Below are 23204 nucleotides of genomic sequence, written 5' to 3'. Positions count from 1 at the left end.
TTCAAAGCGTCTGAGGTCCTCAAAACAACAATCGGGAAGACTGCTTCCCCTTTAACGAGGACACCACTCATGACGACTAAGACCACCCGCACAAAATCTTCCGTAGGAGCCCTCTTCGAACTTCTGGCGGAGCGCTACATCGCAACGCTTTGGGCTGCGAAGCTCATTTGTGCACCCGCAGTCAACAGAAAACACAATAGGACCAAACACCTTGGCCACGACTTGCCTTACTCAGCCGCCACGACAAAAGGCAACTGACATGACCACAGCGTCTCCATTTACCGTGGAAGCACTTGCCGATCGCTGGGGTGTCAGCGCGACAACCATCCGCACCCAATGCAACGAAGGTAAACTGCGCCACTTTCGGCTTGGCCGCCTTTATCGCATTCCCGCATCATTCGTAGAGGAAGTAGAAGCATGTCAGACATCAACATCGGTCGATTTCGAGGGGGATTCTGCGTCTTCTGGCAAGAAGACGGAAAACGAAGACGTTATCAGCTTAAGGCACGCTCCCGAGCGCAAGCCGAACCGGAAGCAATAGATGTCTACAGGGAAAAAACGCTGCATCGCAAGCGAGGCACGCTGACCATCTCGGACATTTGGGAAGCTTACCGAATTGATTTGGGCGACAAGACCACCGCCAAGACCATCCACTACACTGGGAAGTCAGTGCTGGCACATTTTGGCGCATTCCGCCCTGATCAGATCAACACAGCTCTCTGTCGGCAATACGTTGAAAAGCGCCTTGACGCGGGAAAATCTCAAGGCACGGTTCATACTGAACTTGGCCACCTGCGCAGCGCGCTCCGCTTTGCCGTGCGCGAGAGACTGATTTCCAGCGCCCCTGCAATCGAGCGCCCCGCCAAGCCGATGCCAAAGGAACGCTATCTCGAAAAAGACGAGATCGTTTCCCTGGTGAATGCAGCAAACGCGCCTCACATCGCGCTCGCAATCCACCTGCTGTTTGCGACAGCTGGGCGCGTGGGAGCGATTCTCGACCTGACCTGGAACCGGGTGAATTTCCAGACCGGTATCATCAATTTACGGCTAGACGACGCCAACACCAGAAAAGGCCGCGCGATTTTGTCCATGAATGCGGGGATACGGGCGGCTCTGCTTACAGCCCACGACGCCGCCTTGAGCGACTATGTCGTGGAATACGCGGGCGGGAAAATCAAGAGTATCCGCAAAGGATTCGAGGGAGCGGTCGAACGGGCCGAACTGAAAGACGTGACACTCCACACTATTCGCCATTCTGCAGCGGTTCATATGGTTGCCGGAGGAGTGCCAATGGAGAAAGTCGCTCAATATCTGGGACACTCAAACGTGGCGATCACTTACTCTACATATGCCCGCTATGCGCCGGACCATTTAGCTGATGCCGCCGGTATTCTCGACTTTGACCAAATCCGAATTGAAAAGAGCGTGAGCTAAAGTTCAACGAACTGACGCACACTTTGTAAAAACAGGGAAATGCGTTGATTTAATGGTGGGTCGTGAGAGGCTCGAACTCCCGACATCTTCGGTGTAAACGAAGCGCTCTACCAACTGAGCTAACGACCCGGTGGAGCAGCGTTTAGCCCGCCCAAAAGCCGAGCGCAAGCCCATATTTGCGAAAAAATCATTCCAACGCAAATTTGCTTTTCAGGGCCCCATGCAGACCACCGCTTGCTTCAAAACGACAAAGGGCGCTCGACCTTTTAAGGGAGCGCCCGTGCCAAAGATGGTGGGTGATAAGAGATTTGAACTCCTGACATCTTCGATGTGAACGAAGCGCTCTACCACTGAGCTAATCACCCGGTGTCGCGCTGTTTATCCTCAGTCAGAAGCCTCTGCAATAGTGTCCCCGCCAGTTTCCTTGGTCTCTTCAGCCTCAGACGTCTCCTTACGCCGAACGCGCGTTGTGATCACAACCCCGCCGTCTATATCCTTGGATTTCTGTACCTTGACGCGGCCCAAAGGCGGCAATTGCAGTGCCCGTCCCTCTTCCAATGCCTCTCCAAGAATGGCCAAGGCTGCCTCGATTGCGGGCTTGGCGAACTTTTTCCTGATACCGGACCGTTCGACAACGGCATCAAACAACTCGTTTTTGCGCATTTCTTCGGAACCGTCTTTTTCAGGTGCTGCAACCACAACACCCTCAGGCACCTTACTCGCAGTCGACGCAAGTGTTGCAGCTGTCGCGGCAGCGCTGGAAGACGCGGCTTTGCTCGTGGCGGTTGTCTTCGCCGACGTGGTTTTGCGCGCGGTTGTCGTGGACCGGCTGCGGGTTGTCATGGTTTTACGTGTGCTGCTCGAAGGAGTTTTGGCCATTACTGTCTCACTCAAATAATTGTCGCCGCAAACCGACGCGGCATTGCTCATATACTCGCCTCAACCCTATCAGGCGCCCCCTCATAAAACCACCGCTATCCCAATTTGTTGTCGCTAGAGCGCCTACAAACCACAAGATAGGCCATTTTCGTGCAAAAAAACGCGCCCCTTTTCAGGGACGCGCTTTGCTTCAGTTTTGCTTAAAGTGGCGTCAGTGTGCCGTGGCCGAGGCCCCCTGCTCCGCCTTCAAAGCAGCCGCCGCAGCTTCTTCTGCCGCTTCGTCCCACTCAATGGCTTCGGGTTCATCAACCAAGGCCAGCTTCAGAACTTCTGACACGTGTTTGACCGGAATGATATCCAGACCCGCCTTAACGTTGTCCGGAATGTCCGCCAGATCCTTTTCGTTTTCCTGCGGGATCAGCACCGTCTTGATGCCGCCACGCAGGGCCGCGAGCAGTTTCTCTTTCAGACCACCAATCGGCATTGCATTGCCGCGTAGGCTGACTTCGCCGGTCATCGCCATATCTTTGCGCACCGGAATGCCGGTCAAAACCGACACAATCGACGTCACCATTGCCAGACCCGCAGACGGGCCATCCTTGGGCGTCGCACCATCAGGTACGTGTACGTGGATGTCGATCTTGTCAAACAGCGTTGGTTTCACACCAATCTGCGGGCTGATCGAACGCACATAAGAAGACGCCGCATCAATCGACTCCTTCATCACGTCGCCGAGCTTACCTGTGGTCTTCATCCGCCCTTTACCGGGCAGTTTCAGACCTTCGATGTGCAGCAGATCGCCGCCAACGCTGGTCCAGGCCAGACCGGTGACGACACCCACCTGATTTTCATCTTCGGCAAGCCCGTAACGGAACTTTTTCACACCAAGGAAGTCATCAAGGTTGTCCGCGGTCACCGAAACGGTTTCCTCTTCGCCTTTAACGATTTTGGTCACAGCCTTACGTGTCAGCTTGGCCAATTCGCGCTCAAGATTCCGCACACCGGCTTCGCGCGTGTATGTCCGGACAATTTCCTGAATTGCATCATCAGACACTTCGAACTCGCCCTTCTTAAGGCCGTGGTTCTTGATCTGTTTGTCGATCAGGTGCTGGCGCGCAATTTCGCGCTTCTCGTCTTCGGTGTAGCCCGCAAGCGAAATGATCTCCATCCGGTCCAGCAAAGGTCCGGGCATGTTGTAGGAGTTCGCCGTGGTCAGGAACATGACGTTAGACAGATCGTATTCCACCTCAAGGTAGTGATCGACAAACGTACTGTTCTGTTCAGGATCAAGCACTTCAAGCATCGCGGATGCGGGATCGCCACGGAAATCCTGCCCCATCTTGTCGATTTCATCGAGCAAGATCAGCGGATTTGTGGTTTTCGCCTTTTTCAGTGCCTGAATGATCTTACCGGGCATGGAGCCGATATAGGTCCGCCGGTGACCGCGGATTTCGCTTTCATCACGCACACCGCCCAGCGAAATGCGGATGAACTCACGTCCTGTCGCCTTGGCAACCGATTTGCCAAGCGAGGTTTTACCCACACCAGGAGGGCCCACAAGGCACATGATCGGGCCTTTGAGCTTGCTCGATCTTTGCTGCACTGCAAGGTACTCAACAATGCGTTCTTTAACCTTTTCCAGACCGTAGTGATCCGTATCCAACATCGCTTGCGCGGCATTCAGGTCCTTTTTCACGCGGCCTTTTTTGCCCCACGGAATGGACAGCATCCAATCCAGATAGTTGCGCACAACTGTGGCTTCGGCTGACATCGGGCTCATGTTCTTGAGCTTCTTCAGCTCGGCATCCGCCTTTTCTTTGGCTTCCTTGGACAGCTTGGTCTTACCAATCTTGTCCTCAAGCTCGGCAATCTCGCCTTCGCCCTCTTCGCCGTCGCCAAGTTCCTTCTGAATGGCTTTCATCTGCTCATTCAAATAGTACTCGCGCTGCGTCTTCTCCATCTGGGTTTTGACGCGTGTCTTGATCTTCTTCTCGACCTGCAAAACGCTCATCTCGCCCTGCATCAGACCATATACCTTCTCAAGCCGCTCGCTGACCGACAGGGTCTCAAGCAGATCCTGCTTCTGGTCCACTTCGATGCCCAGATGACCGGCCACCAGATCGGCCAGACGCGCTGGCTCTTCGGCTTCCTCAACAGCGCTCAGCGCCTCTTCGGGGATGTTCTTCTTGACCTTGGCATAGCGCTCGAACTCATCGCCAACAGAGCGCAAAAGCGCTTCGATGGTGGCGAGATCACCGGGCATTTCTTCAAGATGCTCAGCGCGGGCTTCAAAGAAATTCTCGTTTTCGATGAAATCTGCGATGGTCACACGGCTTTGGCCTTCGACCAGCACCTTTACGGTGCCATCGGGCAGCTTCAACAGTTGCAACACATTGGCCAACACACCGGTGCGATAAATCCCGTCGGGACCCGGATCATCCTCAGCGGGGTCGATCTGGCTCGACAACAGGATCTGTTTGTCATCGGCCATCACCTCTTCAAGCGCGCGGACCGATTTGTCCCGTCCTACAAACAGCGGCACGATCATATGCGGGAAGACCACAATGTCGCGCAGCGGCAAGACGGGATAAGATGGGTTGAGAGACTCTAACATGAGTATTCCTTGTTCTAGCAAAGCGGCCCGGGTCCCATTCTAGGCAACCACACGTCCACTTTCCGTTTCCTCGGCTAACTGAAATGGGGGCCATCCCCTATCGATTCAACCGCTCTTTTTTGCTTGGCAACCACAATGCCTTTCCAAGTCCTAAGTCACAAGGCGCTAAAGCCCTAAATGTTTGGATTTTGCGGTTATGGCTTAAATATTCGACGTCACTCATCACCAATCCACAAATCTTTTTGAACGCCATTTTTTCACCGCATTTCCCCAACATAATTGTTTCCAAATTGGAACCAAAGCCTCTCAACACGCTGGATTACCCTATGACAACAGACGCCAAATCCTCCGCCGCTGATCTTGACTTGCAGCACTATTATTCGATGCGCGACAACAGTCACAAAGACCTGCTGGCCTATGCGGCCAAAAAATCCGGCCGCTCAGTGCTGGCGATCCAACGCGAGTTTTCGCAAATGGCAAAATCGGACGCGCGGCTCAATATGGTCGAATATATCCGTACCGGCCTCTACGATTTGGACCGCTACACACCCGAGCAACGTGCTGAGTTTCTGTCAAACGACTTGCATTGGCCAATCACGCACACCTGCAACAACAAACGCTGGACCGCCGCCGCCGAAGACAAGGCCCTCGCAGGCACCTTGCTGCAGGCCGGTGGGGTCGCGGTTCCTGAGAGCCTCGCGGTGATCGACACCTCCGCCCGCCTCTACCCCGGCCTGACAAAAATCGACACCGCCGAAGGCCTCAAAACCCTGCTGCTGGCCAATAGCGACAAACAGCTTTTTGGCAAAGTGACCGACGGCATGGTCAGCTTTGGCGCCTTCCGCGTTGAAAAGGCTGACGACACCCACATCCACTGCACCGGTCACGCTCCGATGACTTACGCGGATTTCCTCAGCGATTTTGTTGCCGGCAACGCCTATATCGTACAATCCGTGCTCGGCAATCATGACGGCTTTGCCAAATACTGCTCGGCCCTCGCCACAGTGCGCATGGTCAATCTGGTGCGCGACGCCGACGTTTATTGCCCGGTTGCTATCATCAAGATGCCACAGGGCGACAACATCGCAGATGCCTTCTGGCGTCCGGGCAACCTCGCCTGCAGCATCGACGTGGACACCGGTGAAATCAAAACCGTCGCGCTGCGCGGTGTGGAAACCGAGTTTCTTGACGATCACCCCGAGGTCGCCGGCCTGATGGGCCTAAAGCTGCCCTGCTGGGACGAATTGCGCGACATCAATGATCGTGCCGCCCGCATCTTTGCCCCCATTCGCTATCAATCCACAGACATCGCCATCACGCCTGACGGGCCGGTGGTGGTTGAATTGAACTACGGCGGTGGTTTCGATTTGCCGCAATACGCCAGCCGCCGTGGCATGCTCACACCCGAGGTGCGCGCCTTCTTTGAAGGTTGCGGATATGATTTTGCCGCGCGCCCGAAACGCAAAAAGCTGTTTGGCCTGATCTAACGCTGCTGGGCGCGACGCTTGCGTGTCGCGCTCACGCAAATTCCGCCTGCACGCCAAAACTTTTTCAGTTCGCGGGCTGCAAAAGAACCGTTTCGACCATGAACAGCACCGTTTCGTCGCTCCGCAAAGTCAGCTCGGAAATCTCCAGCACGCGGTCATCGAAAAAGGGCACCAGCGTGATGGTCCCAAATACGCTCACCCCGCCTTCAAATTCGGGCAGCTCCAGCTGCAACTGTGGTAACGACTCAGGCCCACAGCGCGTGTCGCTCAGTACGTCCGCCAGATCGGCACGTTCTGTGGCATCAAGCACATCATCCACACGATCCACGCCATAAGGCTTCGGCGTGATCCATTCCAACGCCACTTCTTCGCCCATCAGGCTATCGACAAACCCCGACTGAAACATGCCATCCGCTGAAATCCGCGTGGCGAACACCCTCGCGGGTCGAATAAAAGACGTGTCCGCGCCATCTACCGACGTGCTGCCTTCACGCTCCCAATTGCCGGCCAGCCGCGCGTAGACCTCCGCCGGATCCGTGACATCGCAAAACCCGTCAGCCAACACCCAACTTGGCGCCATCATAATCGCTGCTATTGCAAACAAACGCTTCATGGCCTTCACCTCACACCGGCTCGATATCACCCTGCGCCCGCCGCGCATGAAATTCCGCTTCCCAAGCCGCAAATGTTCCCGCCGCAATCGCATCGCGCATGCCCTGCATCAGCTCTTGGAAATAATGCAGGTTGTGCCACGTCAGCAGCATACCCGAGATCATCTCATTGGACCGGAACACATGATGCAAATAAGCGCGTGAATAGTTCGAACAGGCGGGGCAGCCACAATGTTCATCCAAAGGCCGCGGATCATCCTGATGCCGCGCATTCTTGATGTTCACCACGCCATAACGGGTAAACACCTGCCCCGTGCGACCTGAGCGGCTTGGCAACACGCAATCCATCATATCGATACCGCGTTTGACGGCACCCACAATGTCATCCGGCTTGCCCACGCCCATCAAATAGCGCGGCTTATCCACTGGCAGCATGTCGGGTGCATAATCCAGACACGCAAACATGCCCTCCTGCCCCTCGCCCACAGCCAGACCGCCAACAGCGTAGCCATCAAAACCGATCTCTTTGAGCGCTTCGGCGGATTCCTCACGGAAATCCTGTTCCAAACCACCTTGCATAATACCAAACAGCGCGTGCCCGGGACGATCGCCAAACGCCTCCTTGGAGCGCGCAGCCCATCGCATCGACAACCGCATGCTTTCCGCTATGCGCGCGCGGTCCGCGGGCAAGGCCGGACATTCGTCAAAACACATGACAATATCGCTGCCCAACAGCCGCTGGATCTCCATCGACCGCTCCGGCGTAAGCTCGTGCTTGGACCCATCAATGTGGCTCTTAAAGGTCACGCCTTTCTCGGTAAGCTTGCGCAGCTCGGCAAGGCTCATCACCTGAAATCCACCCGAATCCGTCAAAATGGGCCGGTCCCAGTTCATAAATTTGTGCAACCCCCCAAGGCGGTCAATCCGCTCAGCCGTCGGGCGCAGCATCAAGTGATACGTATTGCCCAGCAAAATATCCGCCCCGGTCGCGCGTACGCTTTCCGGCATCATCGCCTTGACAGTGGCCGCCGTGCCCACAGGCATAAACGCAGGCGTGCGTATCTCGCCCCTTGGTGTGGAAATCACGCCCGTGCGGGCTTTTCCATCGGTGGCATTCAGGGCAAAAGAAAATCTCTCGGTCATCGGCGTCACAGGCTGTTATTTCAGGTAAGGTGCGAGGAATTCACCCAGCAAACAGGGGGAGTTCCAGTCAGGTTTCCCCCTCCTTACGCCTTTGGTACGATCTTGTAAAACACTGGTCATCCACCACATTCTAAGTCATGAAAACACAAAGACATTTATAAGGGAGCAGAGGGAAACCATGGAAGATCTACTGATCGGCCTTCTTTCACAAAACATCGTATTGATCCTGGCGGCGATCTTCTTGATCATCGTCGTGCTCAAAGGCGTGCGCATCGTACCGCAATCAGAAAAACACGTGGTCGAGCGTTTTGGCCGCCTGCATTCGGTTCTCGGGCCTGGCATCAATTTTGTCGTGCCTTTTCTGGATGTTGTGCGTCACCAGATTTCAATTTTGGAACGCCAACTGCCCAACGCTTCGCAGGATGCAATCACCAAAGACAACGTGCTTGTGCAAATCGACACCTCTGTTTTCTACCGCATCATCGAGCCGGAAAAGACCGTGTACCGGATCCGCGACGTGGACGGCGCGATTTCCACCACTGTGGCCGGGATCGTGCGTGCCGAGATCGGCAAAATGGACTTGGACGAAGTGCAATCCAACCGCGCCAACCTGATTGGGGCGATCCAGAAAAGCGTTGAAACCGCCGTGGATGACTGGGGTATCGAAGTGACCCGCGCCGAAATCTTGGACGTAAACCTCGACCAAGCCACCCGCGACGCGATGCTGCAACAGCTCAACGCCGAACGCGCTCGCCGCGCGCAAGTGACCGAGGCCGAAGGCACCCGCCGCGCCGTCGAACTGGCCGCCGACGCCGAGCTTTACGCCGCCGAGCAAATCGCCAAGGCCCGCCGCATTCAAGCCGACGCCGAAGCCTACGCCACCCAAGTGGTTGCGGTGGCCATCAAGGAAAACGGCCTTGAGGCCGCGCAATACCAAGTTGCGCTGAAACAGGTCGAAGCACTTAATTCGTTGGGCAATGGCGAAGGCAGTCAAACCATCGTGTTGCCCGCCGCCGCGCTCGAAGCCTTTGGCGATGCGTTCAAACTGCTCAAGGGAGGCTCATAATGGCGGATCTTGTAACGACGTGGTGGGCTTGGCTCGCTGCCGCGCTCATTATGGCCATCCTAGAGGTCCTCGCGCCCGGCTTTGTGTTTCTGGGCTTTGCCATCGGAGCAGCGGTCATGGGGCTAATGTTGTTGGGTCCTGCCCAACTGATGTCGATCCCGATGATCCTCTTGATCTTTGCAGCCCTGTCGCTGATCGCCTGGCTCATCCTGCGCCGCGCATTCGCGCTCCCGTCCGGTCAGGTCAAAACTTTTGACCACGACATCAACGACTAATCTGCTTCCGGATGTCCTCCCGCCCCTTGCAGGGTTGGGCCTGGCTCAAGCTTAGCGGCTTGAGCCTTTCGCACCCACTCCGAGCGTTCTCCGGTCAGAACGGAAGTTTTGTGCGATTGCTGATGGTTTTGTCATCCCGCCCCCTCTGGACCTCGCCTTCCATATTTCCTATATGAAAAACTCAGGAATATTTATGGACAGACCATGACACACGCGCCAGACCAAGATCCCGTAGAAGGCACCCCGTTGATCGCGCCTTCCAGCGTTGACCACCCGTTGCATGAACAGGCGGTTGAGGCGTGTCGCAGCGTGTATGATCCGGAAATACCGGTGAACATCTATGACCTCGGCTTGATCTACACGATCGAAATCACCTCCGAGAACGACGTCAGCGTCAAAATGAGCCTGACCGCCCCGGGCTGTCCTGTGGCTGGCGAAATGCCCGGCTGGGTGCACGAGGCCATCGCGGGTGTCGGCGGCGTGCGTAACGTCGATGTGGCGCTTGTCTGGGAACCCCCATGGGGCATGGAAATGATGAGCGACGAGGCCCGCCTCGAACTCGGCTTTATGTAAATCTTTAACCAAACATTTAAAAATCCGTCACCTGACCTCTACGCCAGCGTCACACAACTGCGCGATCTCCCCTGCATGAACCAACCAACGGGAGTGAACGCATGTTGCGCACCACATTTTTGGCCGCTCTGGCCCTGACCCCACTGACCGCAATCGCGGCAGAGGTCGAACTGGGCCCGCGCCCTTACTACTTGATCGACCAGATGGCAGACGGCCCTCTTAAAGAAAAACTGCAGTCATGCGAAAACATGGCGATGCAGCCGCACCCCTTCTCGATCGGACACCGCGGCGCGCCGATGATGTTCCCAGAGCACACTGTCGAATCCAATCGCGCAGCAGCGCGTATGGGTGCGTCGATCCTTGAATGCGACGTGACCTTCACCAAAGACAAAGAGCTTGTCTGCCGTCACGCGCAGAACGATCTGCACACCACCACCGACATCCTCGCCACCGATCTGGCCGAGAAATGCACCACCGGCTTCTCCGCAGCCACAGGCGACGCCAAAGCATCCGCTGAGTGCCGCACCTCGGACATCACTCTGGCCGAGTACCGCACATTGAATGGCAAAATGGACGCCGCCAACAGCGCCGCGACCACCGTGGCCGAATATCTGGACGGCACCGCCGGCTGGCGCACCGATCTGTATGCGACCAAAGGCACGATCATGACGCATGCCGAGTCGATCGCCCTTTTCAAAGATCTTGGCGCCAAGTTCACACCCGAACTCAAATCGCCCTCCGTCGACATGCCGTTTGATGGCTTCTCCCAAGCTGACTACGCGCAAAAGATGATCGACGAGTACAAAGCAGCTGGCATTCCTGCCTCAGACGTTTGGGCTCAGTCCTTCAACCTCGAAGACGTGCTCTACTGGATTGAAAACGAACCAGAATTCGGCAAACAGGCCGTCTTCCTCGATGCGTCTTACAATATCGACGGCTTCAACTCTGACGACGCCTCCACCTTCCCGCACGACTTTGCCGAGTTGAAAGCCAGTGGCGTGAACTACATTGCACCGCCAATGTGGATGCTCGTGACAACCAAAGACGGCGAAATCGTTCCCTCCGCCTATACCATCAAAGCCAAAGAAGCCGGTCTCAAGCTGATCACCTGGACGCTTGAGCGCTCCGGCCCGCTGGCCAACGGCGGCGGCTGGTACTTCCAGTCGGTCAAAGACGTGACCAACAACGACGCGATGTACTTCGAACTGATGCATGTTCTGGCACAAGACGTTGGCGTAGAAGGCATCTTCTCTGACTGGCCTGCCACCGTCACCTACTATGCAAACTGCATGATGGCCGACGCGTCCTAAGCCTCCGAGGCCCAAGGCACATCGTCACAATCCTGTTGGCCCGGCGGAAATCCCGTCGGGCCATCTTGTTTCCCCCGCTCCCACGGCCTACTTTGGACTGCAAGCGAAGAGGAAACACCATGTTCGGCATCCCCGGAAAACAAGCGGTCACCATGACCCCCAAGGCTGCAGCCCAAATTGCCAAATTGATGGCTAGCAAGGGCCACTCCGGTCTGCGCATTGGCGTAAAGAAGGGCGGCTGCGCGGGCATGGAATACACCATGGACTACGTGGATGAGACCAACGAACATGATGAAGTGGTCAAACAAGACGACGCCGTGATCATGATCGCCCCAATGGCGCAGATGTTCCTATTCGGCACTGAAATCGACTACGAAGTGTCTCTGCTGGAAAGCGGCTTCAAGTTCAACAACCCGAACGTGGAAGATGCTTGCGGCTGCGGGGAATCAATTAAATTCAAAGATGTTGAAGAACTCGCCGCCGAACATCCCAACGGCGCTCCCAAGCTGAATTGACCCTAGCCCGCCTGCAAATGCAGATAGGTTTCGTCAAACCGTTTCTTCAAATGGTCTCCGGCCTGCACGACCTCAGCTGACCCGATTGGGGCCACGTTGGTGTCATGGTTCGGGTTAAAAAACATCGGCACCGAAATCCGCTCCTCGTTTGAACCGATCACCCGATGCGGCGTCGCCCGCACTCTGCCCGCGGTCCATATCTCCAGCATTTCCCCAAAGTTGATGATAAACGCACCGGGCGCAGCCTGAACCGGCACCCAATCGCCGTCCCGCGTGTGCGCCTCAAGGCCCGGCACACCGTCGGTGGCCAACAACGTCAAACAGCCGTAATCCGTGTGCGCGGCGATGCCAAAATCCTTGTCAGTCGCCCACTCCGGCCGCTCCGGATAATAATTCCCCCGCAACAGCGCCATAGGCCGGCTAAACGCCGCATCAAAGTAGCCTTCAGGCTCCCCAATCGCCGCCGCGATGCCTTGCAGCAGGCTCAGACAGACCTCCAGCGCATCGCGGTAATAAGCCTGCACGGTTGGCTTGAAAGTGTCCGGTGCCTCCGGCCACAGATTGTCCGCATAGACCGACAGGCCTTCGGCGCGCACAGGATCCACTTCCGTCAGCTCAAACCCGCAGTCAAACACTTGTTTGTAATCAGGATTCGCGTCCGGATCGACTTGCTCTGACCCCGACGCGCCCCATCCGCGATTGCCACCTGTCTGCGCCATATCCACAGCCGCCTTGGCGGCCTCGGGCAAACGAAAGAACGCCCGATAGGCCGCAATCACCTCCAGCACACGTGCCTTGGAAATCGCGGTGTTCTCCACCACCAGAAACCCGTCTTCCTCAACAGCTTTACACAACGCCTTCAGGGCTACGGGGTCGCGGCGTTTGATCGCTGTTGCATCCAATGTGGGAACCATTTTGATCTCTCCAGAATTCGCCGCCTTTCTTGCGATGATCCTTCGATCAGCGCAAGCAGGACTTGACGTCGCACAGCCAAGCTCCGACAAAAGGCGCATCATAACTCCATGAGGTGAAACATGCGTCGCAAACTGGCTGCCGGTAACTGGAAAATGAACGGGACCTCTGCGGCCTTGGCCGAGCTTGAGGCGCTGAACGCCGCCCCCGCTGACGCCAACACCGACATCCTGATCTGCCCGCCCGCGACGTTGATCACCCGCGCGGCACAAGTCGCCTCCGACACATCTGTGTACATTGGCGGTCAGGATTGCCACACCGCCACCTCAGGTGCTCACACAGGTGATATTGCGGCCGACATGCTAATCGATGCAGGCGCCAGTCACGTGATCCTCGGCCATTCCGAGCGCCGCGAAAATCACGGCGAAAGCAACGAAGACGTGCGTACCAAGGCGCAAACCGCGTGGGACGCCGGCCTCGGCACGGTGATCTGCGTTGGCGAAACTCTGTCCGAACGCGAGGCCGACAACACACTCGATATCATCGGCGGTCAGCTTGCAGGCTCTATCCCCGACGCGGCCACCGGTGAAAATCTCGTTGTCGCCTACGAACCGGTCTGGGCCATCGGCACCGGCAAAGTGCCCACTTTGGCGCAAATCGGCGATGTGCATGATTTTATCCGTATGCGCCTGGAACGCCGCTTTGGCGAAGGCGTTGGCCGCACCGTGCCGGTTCTCTATGGCGGCTCCGTCAAACCGACCAACGCAACAGAGATTTTCTCGGTATCCAACGTTGACGGCGCGCTGGTCGGCGGCGCCAGCCTCAAGGCTGCAGACTTCCAGCCGATCATCGACGCGCTGGCCGCAAGCTGATCCTATCGAAACGAGGGGCAATCGCTCTGCGCATTGCTGCCTGCGTCCCCTCGCCGCCGCCACACTCCGGCCCCGCAAAGCAAAACGACGCCCCGATTGGGACGTCGCCTCGAAGTTTTCTTAAACAAGAGCGCGCGTAAGCGCTCCGCTGGATTACGCTATTTCGTGATAAGCTCCGGCCCCATGACCGCATTCGGCAACACAGTGGAAATCCACGGAATGTAGGTCACCATGATCAGGAAGACGAACAGCACAGCCAGGAACGGCAGCGCTGCACGCACCACGCCCATCATCGGCATGCCCGCCACACCAGAGGTCACAAACAAGTTGAGCCCCACAGGCGGAGTGATCATTCCGATTTCCATGTTCACCACCATGATGATGCCCAAGTGGATCGGATCAATGCCCAACTGAATGGCAATCGGGAACACCAAAGGCGCCACAATCACCAGCAACCCTGACGGTTCCATGAATTGCCCGCCGATCAGCAGGATCACATTCACCACGATCAGGAACATGACAGGGCCAAAGCCCGCATCCAGCATCGCGCCCGCAATTTGCTGCGGAACCTGCTGTTCGGTCAAAACGTGCTTCAGGATCAGCGCACAGGCGATCACAAAGAGCAGCGTCACTGTCAGCTTGCCCGCTTCAAAAAGCGTGTGTTTGGTGTCGCCGTGGAAGAACGACGTCACCAGCGCCTGCGGCTTGCGCAGCAAAGACACCTTCTGACCATCGTTGTTCTCTGCCGACAGCGGTCCCATGTCCTTGTAGACAAAGCTGGCAATCAGGAAGGCATAGACCGCAGCTACCGCCGCAGCCTCAGTTGGCGTGAAAACACCTCCATAAATGCCGCCCAGAATGATCACGATCAGGAACAGGCCCCAGCCCGCGTCCATGCCGCTTTCAACGATCTCGCCAAAGCCCTTCCACTCACCTTTCGGCAGGTTCTTGACCTTCGCCATCACGTAAATCGTCACCATCAACATGAAACCGGCCAACAGGCCCGGAATAACACCGGCAAGGAACATCCGGCCCACCGACACCTCAACGGCCGCCGCATAAACCACCATCACAATCGAAGGCGGGATCAGGATGCCCAATGTACCCGCGTTACAGATCACGCCTGCTGCGAATTCCTTGGTATACCCCACCTGCCGCATGCCCGCGATCACGATCGAGCCAATCGCCACAACCGTTGCCGGAGATGACCCCGACAGAGCCGCAAACATCATACAGGCAAACACACCCGCAATCGCCAGACCGCCGGGCAAATGCCCCACGCAAGCAATCGAGAACCGGATGATCCGTCGCGCCACACCGCCTGTCGTCATGAACGAACTGGCCAGAATGAAGAACGGGATCGCCAGCAGGGTGAAATGCCCTTCAAAGGCTTCAAACAATGTGCCCGCCACCGACGCCAGTGTGGCATCCGAGAAGAACAGCAAAAACAGAACCGAGCTCAGACCAAGGCTCACCGCAATCGGTACCCCGATCAACAAAAGCCCGATCACCATCGCAAAGAGAAGTACCACTTCCATCAGTCATGCTCCCCCTGCAAGGCCCGAACTTCTTCGATTTCGTCTTCGACCTCGTGGCTTGCCACCAACCGGTCTGTTTCACCGCGCCAGATGGCAATCGACGCCTGAACGAACCGATAGACCAACAGCGCCATCGACACCGGCAACACGATATACGGCACCACCTTGGGCAGTTTTTCGTATTCATCGCCGTAGTTGATCATGTCTTCGAGGAATTTGAACATCCCGACCATCGGAATGTCCTGCACTTCATAAAACGACTGGCTGCGGAATTTGTCGGCAAAACCGGTCGGGAACCACCGGCCCGACGTGGGCGGCAGATCCGCAAAAACCGCCCAATAGTCATAAGCGCCCTTCAGCATCAGCAGCGAGAAGGCCAAACAGCACGCCGCCGAGAAAAGCCCGACCAGCCGTGCGGTCGACGGCGACAAGATGTTGATGACCGCGTCCACACCCAGATGGCTGTGTTTCTTGACCGCATAAGAGGCGCCCAAAAGCACCAGCCAGGCAAACAGGAAAACCGTCGCCTCCAGCGCCCAGAGAATATTTGAATTGAATCCGAACCGGGCAATGACGTTGGCGAATGTGATCGCTGTCATCAGCCCCAGAAGAAGCGCAATGATGGTTTCTTCGATCCGGTCCACAAAACTATGCTTGGTCTGCATGTCCCGTATCCCGTGTTTTTTGTTGCAAAACGGGCGCGCCTTCCGCGGCGCGCCCGCTCCGATTTTCAGTTAAATATCAGCCAATTGGCCTTACATCTTCGCGTTGATCGATTGCGCCGCGTCGATGTTTTCCTGACCCACGTCTTTTGAGAACTTGTCCCAAACCGGCATCATAGTATCGACCCACTCCTGACGCTGTGTGGCGTCCAGTGTGCGGATTGTGCCGCCCGCTTCTACGATCGACGCTTTGGCCGCTTCGTTGACTGCGGTGGATTCTTTGTTCCGCATCTCGGTCACTTCACCAAGGATGGTCAGGAACTGATCGCGGGTTGCCGGATCAAGGCTGTCGAGCCAATCCACCGAAGTCACCACCAGATAGTCGATGATGCCGTGGTTGGTTTCGGTCACGCCGTCCTGAACTTCAAAGAACTTCTTGCCGTAGATGTTGGACCAGGTGTTTTCCTGCCCATCCACAACGCCCTGCTGCAGAGCGCCATAAACTTCGGAGAACGCCATTTTCTGAGGCGAACCACCGATGGCTTCCATCTGGGCCACAAGCACGTCCGAAGACTGCACACGGAATTTCAAACCGTTGGCATCCGTTGGCGAAACCAGCGGCACGTTCGCCGACATCTGCTTCATGCCATTGTGCCAGTACGCCAGACCTTGCAGGCCGCGGCGCTGCATGCTGTCCAGCAGGCCCTGACCCGCGTCAGATGCTTGGAATGCGTCAACCGCGTTCACGTCTTTGAACATGAATGGAAGGTCAAAGATACGGAACTGTTTGGTGAACTTCTCAAACTTCGACAGCGACGGTGCGGCCAGCTGAACGTCGCCTTGCAGCATCGCTTCCAGCACTTTGTTGTCGTTATAAAGCGTCGAGTTCGGGAAGACTTCCAAGCACATAGTGCCGTTCATCTCGTCGTTGATACGCTGCTCCAAAAGCGTCGCGGCAATACCCTTTGGGTGCTTGTCGGTGTTGGTTACGTGGCTGAACTTAACGACGATTTCGCCATCGTCACAACCTGCTGCGGCAATGCCCGCACCGGTTACAGTCAGCGCCATCGCTGTGGCGGCGGTGGTCAGGAATTTCATGGATGTCTCCTCCCAGAGTGTCGGTAGTCAAAAACAGTCAGACGCCTCCCAGCGCCGTGTGAGCAAAGAGTGACAACCTCTCCTGCACCGCTCAACATTTTGTTACCTGCCTCCCTAATTTGGATTTTAATCACACTATTTCATGTAGTTGACGTACATTTTGAAAGTCGATCAAAATCAATTCCCACCGCCATGTGCGAATTCCCGCACGGTCCTGCTGCACAATTGTGCGAAAATTCGCACAACCGGGCTCCCTAAGAGTTAACCCATCACTACCCCAACTTCGAATCGCCGCATTGACCACCCTCGGCATGTCGCTACTCTGGGGGCTGTTCTTTATGCTCTGTTTGAAATGACCCAATGACCGCATCCCTAGACACGCCCCGACCCTCCGGCATCTCGCCCCAATCCCGTCGCCACAACGAGATGCGCAAAGAGGCTCTGGCGGCCCATCCGGAACTGGCCGACCTCGCCGGTCCACAGCCGCTCACCGCACTGGCACTGCCGATCCTGTTGGCCGTGCATTGGGGCATCGCGTGGCTGGTGTCGGGGCAACCCTTATGGGTCATCGGCCTCACCGCATTTTTGATCGGGCAACTGGTGTATCATTCCGCCAGCTCGCTGATCCACGAAACCTGCCACAAGCTGATTTTCCGCGCCGCCGGCCCCAAATTGGCTTTTGACCTCAGCCTCGAATTCATCCTCACCAGCTATGGCAAACAGCTCACCTATCAGCATCAACACGTCACCAGCCACCACCCCTTTGTGGGCGATTATGACAACGACTACGAACACGAAGACATCTGCGCCCTGCAAGCCCGCCAATCGGTGTTCCGCGCGCATCCCACGTGGCAACCTCTGCTCACGGCCCTGACGCTCTTTATCCATGCTCTGCCGCTTGGTTCGGTGTTTCTCGCGGGCCAAATCATGCCGCGCCTTTATCGCAAGCTGTCTGGCCGTCCCAACCGCGATCCTATGCCGCGCTTCACCGGCACGCATCCAACCGACACCGACATGCGCCCCTATATTGTGGTCAGCCTGATCTCAAACCTTGTGATGCTCGCCCTGCTTGGACCATGGGCGCTGCTCTACCATATCTGGTCGCTCTCATTCTTTCTCGGCAAGCTCGGCATCACAAACCTTGGCCAATCCCTGTCTGAACATCCTGGCGACGATCTGGAAAACCCGACACGCTCCACCTACGGCCCCATCAATTGGCTGCTGTTCAACACGGGTTATCACAACGAGCATCACAGTTTTCCAAACGTGGCTTGGACTCGCCTGCCCACGCTACACCGCGTCGCGCCCGAGGTGTTTCACGCCACCGCCGAGCGCTCATATTTTGGCGCGTGGTGGGATCATGTGAGGGGTGGTTTCACTGCAAGCCGCACCCTCGCAATACACCAAGTGGATCAAATTGACCGATGCGAGGGCAACGCAAAAACCTGAAACCGAGGGCTTCGCGGCTCAGGCAAGAATTCAATCAGGTACTTTTAGCGCACCCGCCAGCACCGTGATCATCAGGGCCATCGCAGCCAGTACCGCGAAACTGACCGTCAACGATGTGGCCGAGGCGATGAACCCCATCACGGGCGGCCCCAACAGAATGCCGCCATAGCCCAACGTGGCCACACCGGCCAAGGCCTGTCCCTGCGGCGTGTCCGGATCGTTGGCCGCGCGGCTAAAGGCCAGCGGGAATATCAACGCAAGCCCGATGCCAAAAAGCACAAATCCCACCAGCGTGCCCCAAATGGACGAGCTTAATATCGCCAAGGCCATACCGCCACTGCCAATCAAACCGCATACCCGCGCCACTTGATGTGGTGGGGCCAGTCGGGTCAGCCAGCCCCCCGACAGCCGCGTCAAAACCATCGCAGCCGAGAAAATCGCAAACCCGATTGGCGCCCACTCAGGTCGCACGCCAATCTCGTCACGCATGTAAATCGCGCTCCAATCCGCCATGGCGCCTTCGCCCATCGACGCACACATCGCCAGCAGCCCAACAAGGATCAAAACGCCCTTTGGCAGCGAAAATACCGACTCCCGAGCGTTCGAGTTGACCGGTGACACCCAGCCATCCTGCGAAAACAGCAGCGCCACAAACAACAGACCACCGCCCGCTATCAGGAAATGCATAAAGAGCCCAAACCCAAAGGTGATCGCCAAATAGCCGGTGCCCGCGCCCACCCCGGCGCCCAGCGACCACATCGCGTGATAGGTCGACATTTGGGGGCGCTTGGCCCAGCGTTCCACCTCTGCAGCCCAGCCGTTCATGGTGACATCCATCGCGCCGTGAAAGGCCCCAAAGGCCAAAAGAACCAGCCCCAACGTCACTGGTCCCGGAGCCACAGCCAACGTAAACAGCGCAAGCGCATTCAGCACGCCCAAAATCCGCGTCACCTGTGCGGCTCCGCGCCGATCGCTCAACCAACCCGCCACCGGAAACGCCACAATCGCGCCTGCCGCCAGCAGCAAAAGCAAGCCGCCAAGCTGCGAATGGCTCAGCGAATGCAGGTCTTTGATTGCCGGAATGCGCGAGGCCCAGACGCCGAACAACGCGCCATTTAATGCAAACATCGACGCCACCGCACGCCAATGCTGCCTTCGGGTGCCCGAAGTGATTTGTTCGGTTGTCTCGGTCAAAAGGAATGTCCTGTTCGCTCGCCTCAGCGTCATTTCTCCCCGCAAACTGCGACAAAGTCCAGATGCACTGCGGGCATTCTGATATCGCTAACAGATTTACGCTTCGCCGGCCGCTTCCGCCTGTTGCCGAGATTTAAGAATGCGCACTGCATTTTCGGCCTGCGCTGCCGGCACAAAGGCGTGGTCGTGGTGATAGGCTGCCACCATGTTGCAGGCGATGCCGTGTGCTGCCAATTCCGTGGCCACCGCCGCCGTGAGCCCGACGCCCTCAAGCGCGGAAAACACGTTCAGCGTGATGCACCGCATCGGTTGGTCCGCGTCAAACCCTTCGCGTACCGCGATCTCTTTGGGCAAGATCATCGACAGCCCTTCGGCCTCTCGATACAGACACAAAGCCTCCGGAAACAGCCGTGCAACAACATCGCTTTCTTGAGTTATTGCAAAGACATAGTCGCCATTCTTCAATTCGGGATTCATAGCTGAAATCATCTCAAACGCGGTTTTTGCAGTGTCCACCATGCCGTGTCCTCACCTGAAATCCTCAGGCCGCAGCCCGTATTTCTCCAATTTGTCATACAGTGTCCGCCGCGACAATTTCAGCGCCTCTGCCACGGCCGCCGCGCGCCCGTCGTGCTTGCGCAAGGCCTCCTGCAACAAGGTCCGCTCCACCTGCGCCATCTGGTCTGCCAAGCCCAACCGCGCATCACGACTCTCCTCACCCGACAGCCCCAACGCAAACCGCATGGCGACACTCATCAAGGCGCGGGCATTGCCCGGCCATTCACGCGCCATCAAACCGCTCAGCACATCCGGCGTGACCTCTGGCGCACGCACGCCAGCCTGCTCTGCGGCTTGCGCAACATAGTGTCGAAACAGGACCGGGATATCTTCAGTGCGCTCGGACAATGCTGGAATACGCACCTGCAATCCGTCCAGCCGGTAATACAGGTCAGCGTGCAACTGTCCCGCACCCACTGCGTCCTCCAACCGCGCCGTGCTGCCAAAAATCAGGCGCGGCACCCCGTCCCGATCCATCGCGCCCATCAGGGCAAATTGCGTCTCCATCGACATCGCCTGAATGTCGTCCAGAAACAAACTGCCTCCTTTGGCGTCCGCCACCGCTTGTTCAAACCGCGCCACATCCATGCCGGACGCAGTGTGTTTGCCAAACGGCCCCTCGCTGTGCGGTGAACATAGATGAATGACCTCAGCGACCTTGGAAATACCCGTGCCCGGCGCGCCGGTGACCAACACTTCGGCGCCGATCCGCGCCACATGCCGCACCTGTCGGCGCAGCGCCTCTGCCCGCTCGGATGTGCCAAACAACCACCGCGCTGCCGCATCGCCGGTTTCAAGTTGTGCCTTCAAGCGCCGGTTCTCCAACGCCATGCTGCGGGCTTTTTGCGCGCGAGTTATCACCGCCACCAATTCCGAAGGCGCACAAGGTTTTTCCAGAAAGCCAAACGCCCCCTGCGCCATCGCCTTGACCGCCATCGGAATATCACCCTCCCCGGTCAACAAGATCACCGGCAGCTCGGCGTCCACTTCACGCGCATAGGCCAAAAGGTGAAACCCGTCCCGCCCCGGCATGCGCATGTCCGACAGGATCACCCCGCCAAACCCCGGCACAATCAGATCTTTGGCTTCCACAAACGAACCCGCTGCCACCGCCGGAATATTTTCCAATTCCAACGTCTGCCCAAGGGCTTCGCGCACCATCGGGTCATCGTCAACAACCAACACCGACGCCGTCATGCCGCACTCTCCTCTGCCCAACGGTCAAGCTCCACTGTGAACACCGCGCCGCCGTCCGGCCGGTTTGCACCACGGATATTGCCGCCAAAGCTCTGCACCAAACCATAGCTGATCGACAGGCCCAGCCCCATGCCCTCGGCGCTGCCCACTTCCTTGGTGGTATAAAACGGGTCAAATATCCGATCCGGCTCCGCGATCCCGGGACCGCTGTCCATCACATGCACCGCCAGCCGCGGCGCGCTTTCTACCACGATCTCAATGTGGCGCGTGGGGCTGTCGGCCATCGCATCCGCCGCATTGTTGATCAGGTTCACAAAAACTTGCCCCAACCTGACCTCACCGCCCAAAGCGTGCACAGCTGGCCCGCCGTCCCAATCCAGCGTCACGCCTTCTTGGCGCAAGCGCGAACCGCTCAATTCCACGGCCTGATCAATCACCGTGATCAAATTCACGCGCCCCATCGGCTCGCTTTCGTTGCGGGCAAAGGCGCGCAAGTTTTTAATAATACGCGCCATTCGGGTCGCCATCTGCCCGATGCGTCCAAGGTTTTCACCCGCCTTATCCTCGTTGCCGCGCTCCAAAAACCGCTCGCCATTTTCGGCAAATGTCTGAATTGCCATCAACGGCTGGTTCAACTCATGCGAAATACCGGCGCTCATCTGGCCAAGTGCGCTCAATTTGCCAGCCTGCACCAAATCATCCTGCGCCTTCTTCAACGCAGCCTCTGCCTCCTCGCGTTCCGCCACCTCGCGGCGCAAAGCCGCGTTGGTCTGGCTCAAAGCCTGTGTACGCGCCGCAACCCGTGCTTCCAGCTCGGCATTGGCCGACGCCAACACCCGTCGCCGCTCGGTCGCCAACCACAACATCAACCCAAACGCCAAGGCAACTGCGGCCACAAACCCCGCCTGCAAGGCCGCCAGCCGACGCGCTGGCGCTGCGTCGACAATCGCCTCGCCCAACATGTCGATCACCGGCAAATCCTGCACAATATGCAGGCCCCGCGTCGGCAAGTAAGGCCCCCAATCAAGCTGCCAAATCTCATAAGCGCCGTGCCGATACGCCAAAAACGGCGGCGCAGCCCCTTGCGGCGGCTTCAAGCCCACATCGCCCTCTGCGCGCGACCAAAACAAAAGTTCCGAGCGATTGGAGATGAAAACCTCCCCCGCCGGATCGGAAAAAACCACCGCAGGGCCGTCGCCGCGCCAATTCTCCTCAACCACAACCACATCAACAACCACCACCAACGCGCCCTGCACCTTGCGATCCGTGCCGAATGTCGGGGCCGCAAAGTAAAACGCCCGTGTGTCATGGCGTGTATCCACTGCGTGATGCGTGCCCAAAGCGCCATGCAAGGCGCGCTCGAAATGAGGGGTTTGCCCCACGGATCCGATAGTCAAATCATCTGATCGCGCCGATGCCAAAACCCGCCCCGACGGATCTGCATAAATCAAATCCAGCGCCGATGTCTTGTCGGCTGCCTCCAACAACAAAGCTCTGGCGGCGGCGCTATCGCCATGCCCTTCGGCCAAGGCCAAAAGCGTCGGATGTTCGGCCATCAAAACCGCAAGCTCTTGATATCGCTGCAACTGCGCCGTCAAACGGTCCGCTGCAAGGGCCAGATCCGCCTCGCCGCGTCGATGCAACTGTTCAAGCGCCTGCCCGTAACCATACCGCCACACGCCTCCCGCGACGGCCGCAATGGCCAGCAGGGAAAACAGCAGAATCGCTGCGCGGTGCCTGATCCGGTTTGTCATAGAGGACAAGCTAGCGGCTTTTGGATTTGGCCGCGAGTCGGCGCATGTTGACCTTCAAAATTG

23 protein-coding genes and 2 tRNA genes are annotated in these 23204 nt (G+C 57.4%); 11 read left to right on the top strand and 14 right to left on the bottom strand.

The genetic code is table 11. The features are described 5' to 3' along the window. Nucleotides 1-69: 69 nt before the first annotated feature. The 3 genes from PG871_RS09210 to PG871_RS09205 are packed head-to-tail and all read left to right on the top strand — an operon-like array spanning nt 70 to nt 1434. On the top strand, nt 70-258 hold the full coding sequence (locus tag PG871_RS09210; protein ID WP_270728619.1) for a hypothetical protein: 189 nt from the start codon (nt 70-72) through the stop codon (nt 256-258). Nucleotide 259: 1 nt separating this feature from the next. Further along, the gene (locus PG871_RS20330) at nt 260-541 is read left to right on the top strand and encodes a helix-turn-helix domain-containing protein (RefSeq protein WP_443020477.1); all 282 of its coding nucleotides are present in this window, start codon (nt 260-262) and stop codon (nt 539-541) included. After that, on the top strand, nt 427-1434 hold the full coding sequence (locus PG871_RS09205; RefSeq protein ID WP_443020483.1) for a tyrosine-type recombinase/integrase: 1008 nt from the start codon (nt 427-429) through the stop codon (nt 1432-1434). Before PG871_RS20330 ends, PG871_RS09205 begins: the two co-directional genes overlap by 115 nt. A gap of 53 nt (nt 1435-1487) precedes the next feature. Here PG871_RS09205 and PG871_RS09200 read toward each other — a convergent pair. The 4 genes from PG871_RS09200 to lon form a co-directional block, all read right to left on the bottom strand. Further along, a tRNA-Val gene (locus PG871_RS09200) sits at nt 1488-1563 on the bottom strand. A 161-nt stretch (nt 1564-1724) separates the two neighbouring features. Further along, nucleotides 1725-1799, bottom strand: a tRNA-Val gene (locus PG871_RS09195). A gap of 19 nt (nt 1800-1818) precedes the next feature. After that, nucleotides 1819-2277, bottom strand: coding sequence for an HU family DNA-binding protein (locus PG871_RS09190; protein ID WP_270728615.1), 459 nt, complete (start codon nt 2275-2277; stop codon nt 1819-1821). 247 nt (nt 2278-2524) lie between these two features. Further along, nucleotides 2525-4927, bottom strand: a complete 2403-nt coding sequence (lon, locus tag PG871_RS09185; RefSeq protein WP_270728612.1) for an endopeptidase La — start codon at nt 4925-4927, stop codon at nt 2525-2527. 326 nt (nt 4928-5253) lie between these two features. On the opposite strand from lon, the gene PG871_RS09180 reads away from it, so the two are divergent. After that, nucleotides 5254-6414 (top strand): sugar-transfer associated ATP-grasp domain-containing protein, encoded by a 1161-nt coding sequence (locus PG871_RS09180; RefSeq protein WP_270728610.1) that lies wholly within the window; start codon nt 5254-5256, stop codon nt 6412-6414. A gap of 64 nt (nt 6415-6478) precedes the next feature. Here the strand turns inward: PG871_RS09180 and PG871_RS09175 are convergent, their stop codons facing one another. Both PG871_RS09175 and tgt read right to left on the bottom strand, forming a co-directional pair. After that, nucleotides 6479-7027: a hypothetical protein gene (locus tag PG871_RS09175; protein ID WP_270728608.1), complete on the bottom strand. Its 549-nt coding sequence runs from the start codon at nt 7025-7027 to the stop codon at nt 6479-6481. 10 nt (nt 7028-7037) lie between these two features. Continuing rightward, nucleotides 7038-8168, bottom strand: a complete 1131-nt coding sequence (gene tgt, locus PG871_RS09170) for a tRNA guanosine(34) transglycosylase Tgt (protein ID WP_270728605.1) — start codon at nt 8166-8168, stop codon at nt 7038-7040. Nucleotides 8169-8346: 178 nt separating this feature from the next. Here tgt and PG871_RS09165 point away from each other — a divergent pair, with 178 nt between their 5' ends. From PG871_RS09165 to PG871_RS09145, 5 genes are all read left to right on the top strand, one after another. Next, on the top strand, nt 8347-9234 hold the full coding sequence (locus tag PG871_RS09165) for an SPFH domain-containing protein (protein WP_270728603.1): 888 nt from the start codon (nt 8347-8349) through the stop codon (nt 9232-9234). Beyond that, nucleotides 9234-9509: an NfeD family protein gene (locus PG871_RS09160; protein ID WP_270728601.1), complete on the top strand. Its 276-nt coding sequence runs from the start codon at nt 9234-9236 to the stop codon at nt 9507-9509. The genes PG871_RS09165 and PG871_RS09160 overlap by 1 nt, the downstream gene beginning before the upstream one ends. A 204-nt stretch (nt 9510-9713) precedes the next feature. Continuing rightward, nucleotides 9714-10082 (top strand): SUF system Fe-S cluster assembly protein, encoded by a 369-nt coding sequence (locus PG871_RS09155; protein ID WP_270728599.1) that lies wholly within the window; start codon nt 9714-9716, stop codon nt 10080-10082. A gap of 101 nt (nt 10083-10183) precedes the next feature. After that, nucleotides 10184-11392, top strand: a complete 1209-nt coding sequence (locus PG871_RS09150; protein WP_270728596.1) for a glycerophosphodiester phosphodiesterase family protein — start codon at nt 10184-10186, stop codon at nt 11390-11392. 119 nt (nt 11393-11511) lie between these two features. Beyond that, nucleotides 11512-11907, top strand: coding sequence for a HesB/IscA family protein (locus tag PG871_RS09145; protein ID WP_270728594.1), 396 nt, complete (start codon nt 11512-11514; stop codon nt 11905-11907). 2 nt (nt 11908-11909) lie between these two features. On the opposite strand, the gene PG871_RS09140 is transcribed toward PG871_RS09145, so the two are convergent. Further along, nucleotides 11910-12821 (bottom strand): isopenicillin N synthase family dioxygenase, encoded by a 912-nt coding sequence (locus PG871_RS09140; protein WP_270728592.1) that lies wholly within the window; start codon nt 12819-12821, stop codon nt 11910-11912. 120 nt (nt 12822-12941) lie between these two features. Here PG871_RS09140 and tpiA point away from each other — a divergent pair, with 120 nt between their 5' ends. After that, the gene (gene tpiA, locus PG871_RS09135; RefSeq protein ID WP_270728590.1) at nt 12942-13691 is read left to right on the top strand and encodes a triose-phosphate isomerase; all 750 of its coding nucleotides are present in this window, start codon (nt 12942-12944) and stop codon (nt 13689-13691) included. 158 nt (nt 13692-13849) lie between these two features. On the opposite strand, the gene PG871_RS09130 is transcribed toward tpiA, so the two are convergent. The 3 genes from PG871_RS09130 to PG871_RS09120 all read right to left on the bottom strand — a co-directional run bounded on the left by PG871_RS09130 (nt 13850) and on the right by PG871_RS09120 (nt 16989). After that, complete coding sequence (locus tag PG871_RS09130) at nt 13850-15229, bottom strand: TRAP transporter large permease (protein WP_270728588.1); 1380 nt, start codon at nt 15227-15229, stop codon at nt 13850-13852. Then, complete coding sequence (locus tag PG871_RS09125) at nt 15229-15894, bottom strand: TRAP transporter small permease (RefSeq protein WP_270728586.1); 666 nt, start codon at nt 15892-15894, stop codon at nt 15229-15231. Before PG871_RS09125 ends, PG871_RS09130 begins: the two co-directional genes overlap by 1 nt. Before the next feature lie 90 nt (nt 15895-15984). Then, nucleotides 15985-16989 (bottom strand): DctP family TRAP transporter solute-binding subunit, encoded by a 1005-nt coding sequence (locus PG871_RS09120; protein WP_270728583.1) that lies wholly within the window; start codon nt 16987-16989, stop codon nt 15985-15987. A 360-nt stretch (nt 16990-17349) separates the two neighbouring features. Between PG871_RS09120 and PG871_RS09115 the strand changes: the two genes are divergently transcribed. Beyond that, complete coding sequence (locus tag PG871_RS09115) at nt 17350-18438, top strand: fatty acid desaturase (RefSeq protein ID WP_270728581.1); 1089 nt, start codon at nt 17350-17352, stop codon at nt 18436-18438. 30 nt (nt 18439-18468) lie between these two features. On the opposite strand, the gene PG871_RS09110 is transcribed toward PG871_RS09115, so the two are convergent. The 4 genes from PG871_RS09110 to PG871_RS09095 form a co-directional block, all read right to left on the bottom strand. Continuing rightward, entirely contained in the window at nt 18469-19632 is a 1164-nt protein-coding gene (locus tag PG871_RS09110) for an MFS transporter (protein ID WP_270728580.1), read from the bottom strand. Between the two features lie 96 nt (nt 19633-19728). Continuing rightward, nucleotides 19729-20151, bottom strand: coding sequence for an ACT domain-containing protein (locus tag PG871_RS09105; protein ID WP_270728577.1), 423 nt, complete (start codon nt 20149-20151; stop codon nt 19729-19731). Nucleotides 20152-20160: 9 nt separating this feature from the next. Continuing rightward, nucleotides 20161-21387 carry a sigma-54-dependent transcriptional regulator gene (locus PG871_RS09100; RefSeq protein ID WP_270728575.1) on the bottom strand — a complete coding sequence of 409 codons (1227 nt, stop codon included), beginning with the start codon at nt 21385-21387 and terminating at the stop codon, nt 20161-20163. Beyond that, a complete protein-coding gene (locus tag PG871_RS09095; protein ID WP_270728574.1) occupies nt 21384-23141 on the bottom strand; it encodes a sensor histidine kinase in 1758 nt (585 codons plus the stop codon). Before PG871_RS09095 ends, PG871_RS09100 begins: the two co-directional genes overlap by 4 nt. Nucleotides 23142-23204: the final 63 nt, after the last annotated feature.

The organism is Shimia sp. Alg240-R146, from assembly GCF_947331465.1.
Lineage (GTDB): Bacteria > Pseudomonadota > Alphaproteobacteria > Rhodobacterales > Rhodobacteraceae > Shimia.
Note: the sequence above shows the minus strand (reverse complement) of the source record. Positions and strands in the feature narration are given on the sequence as shown.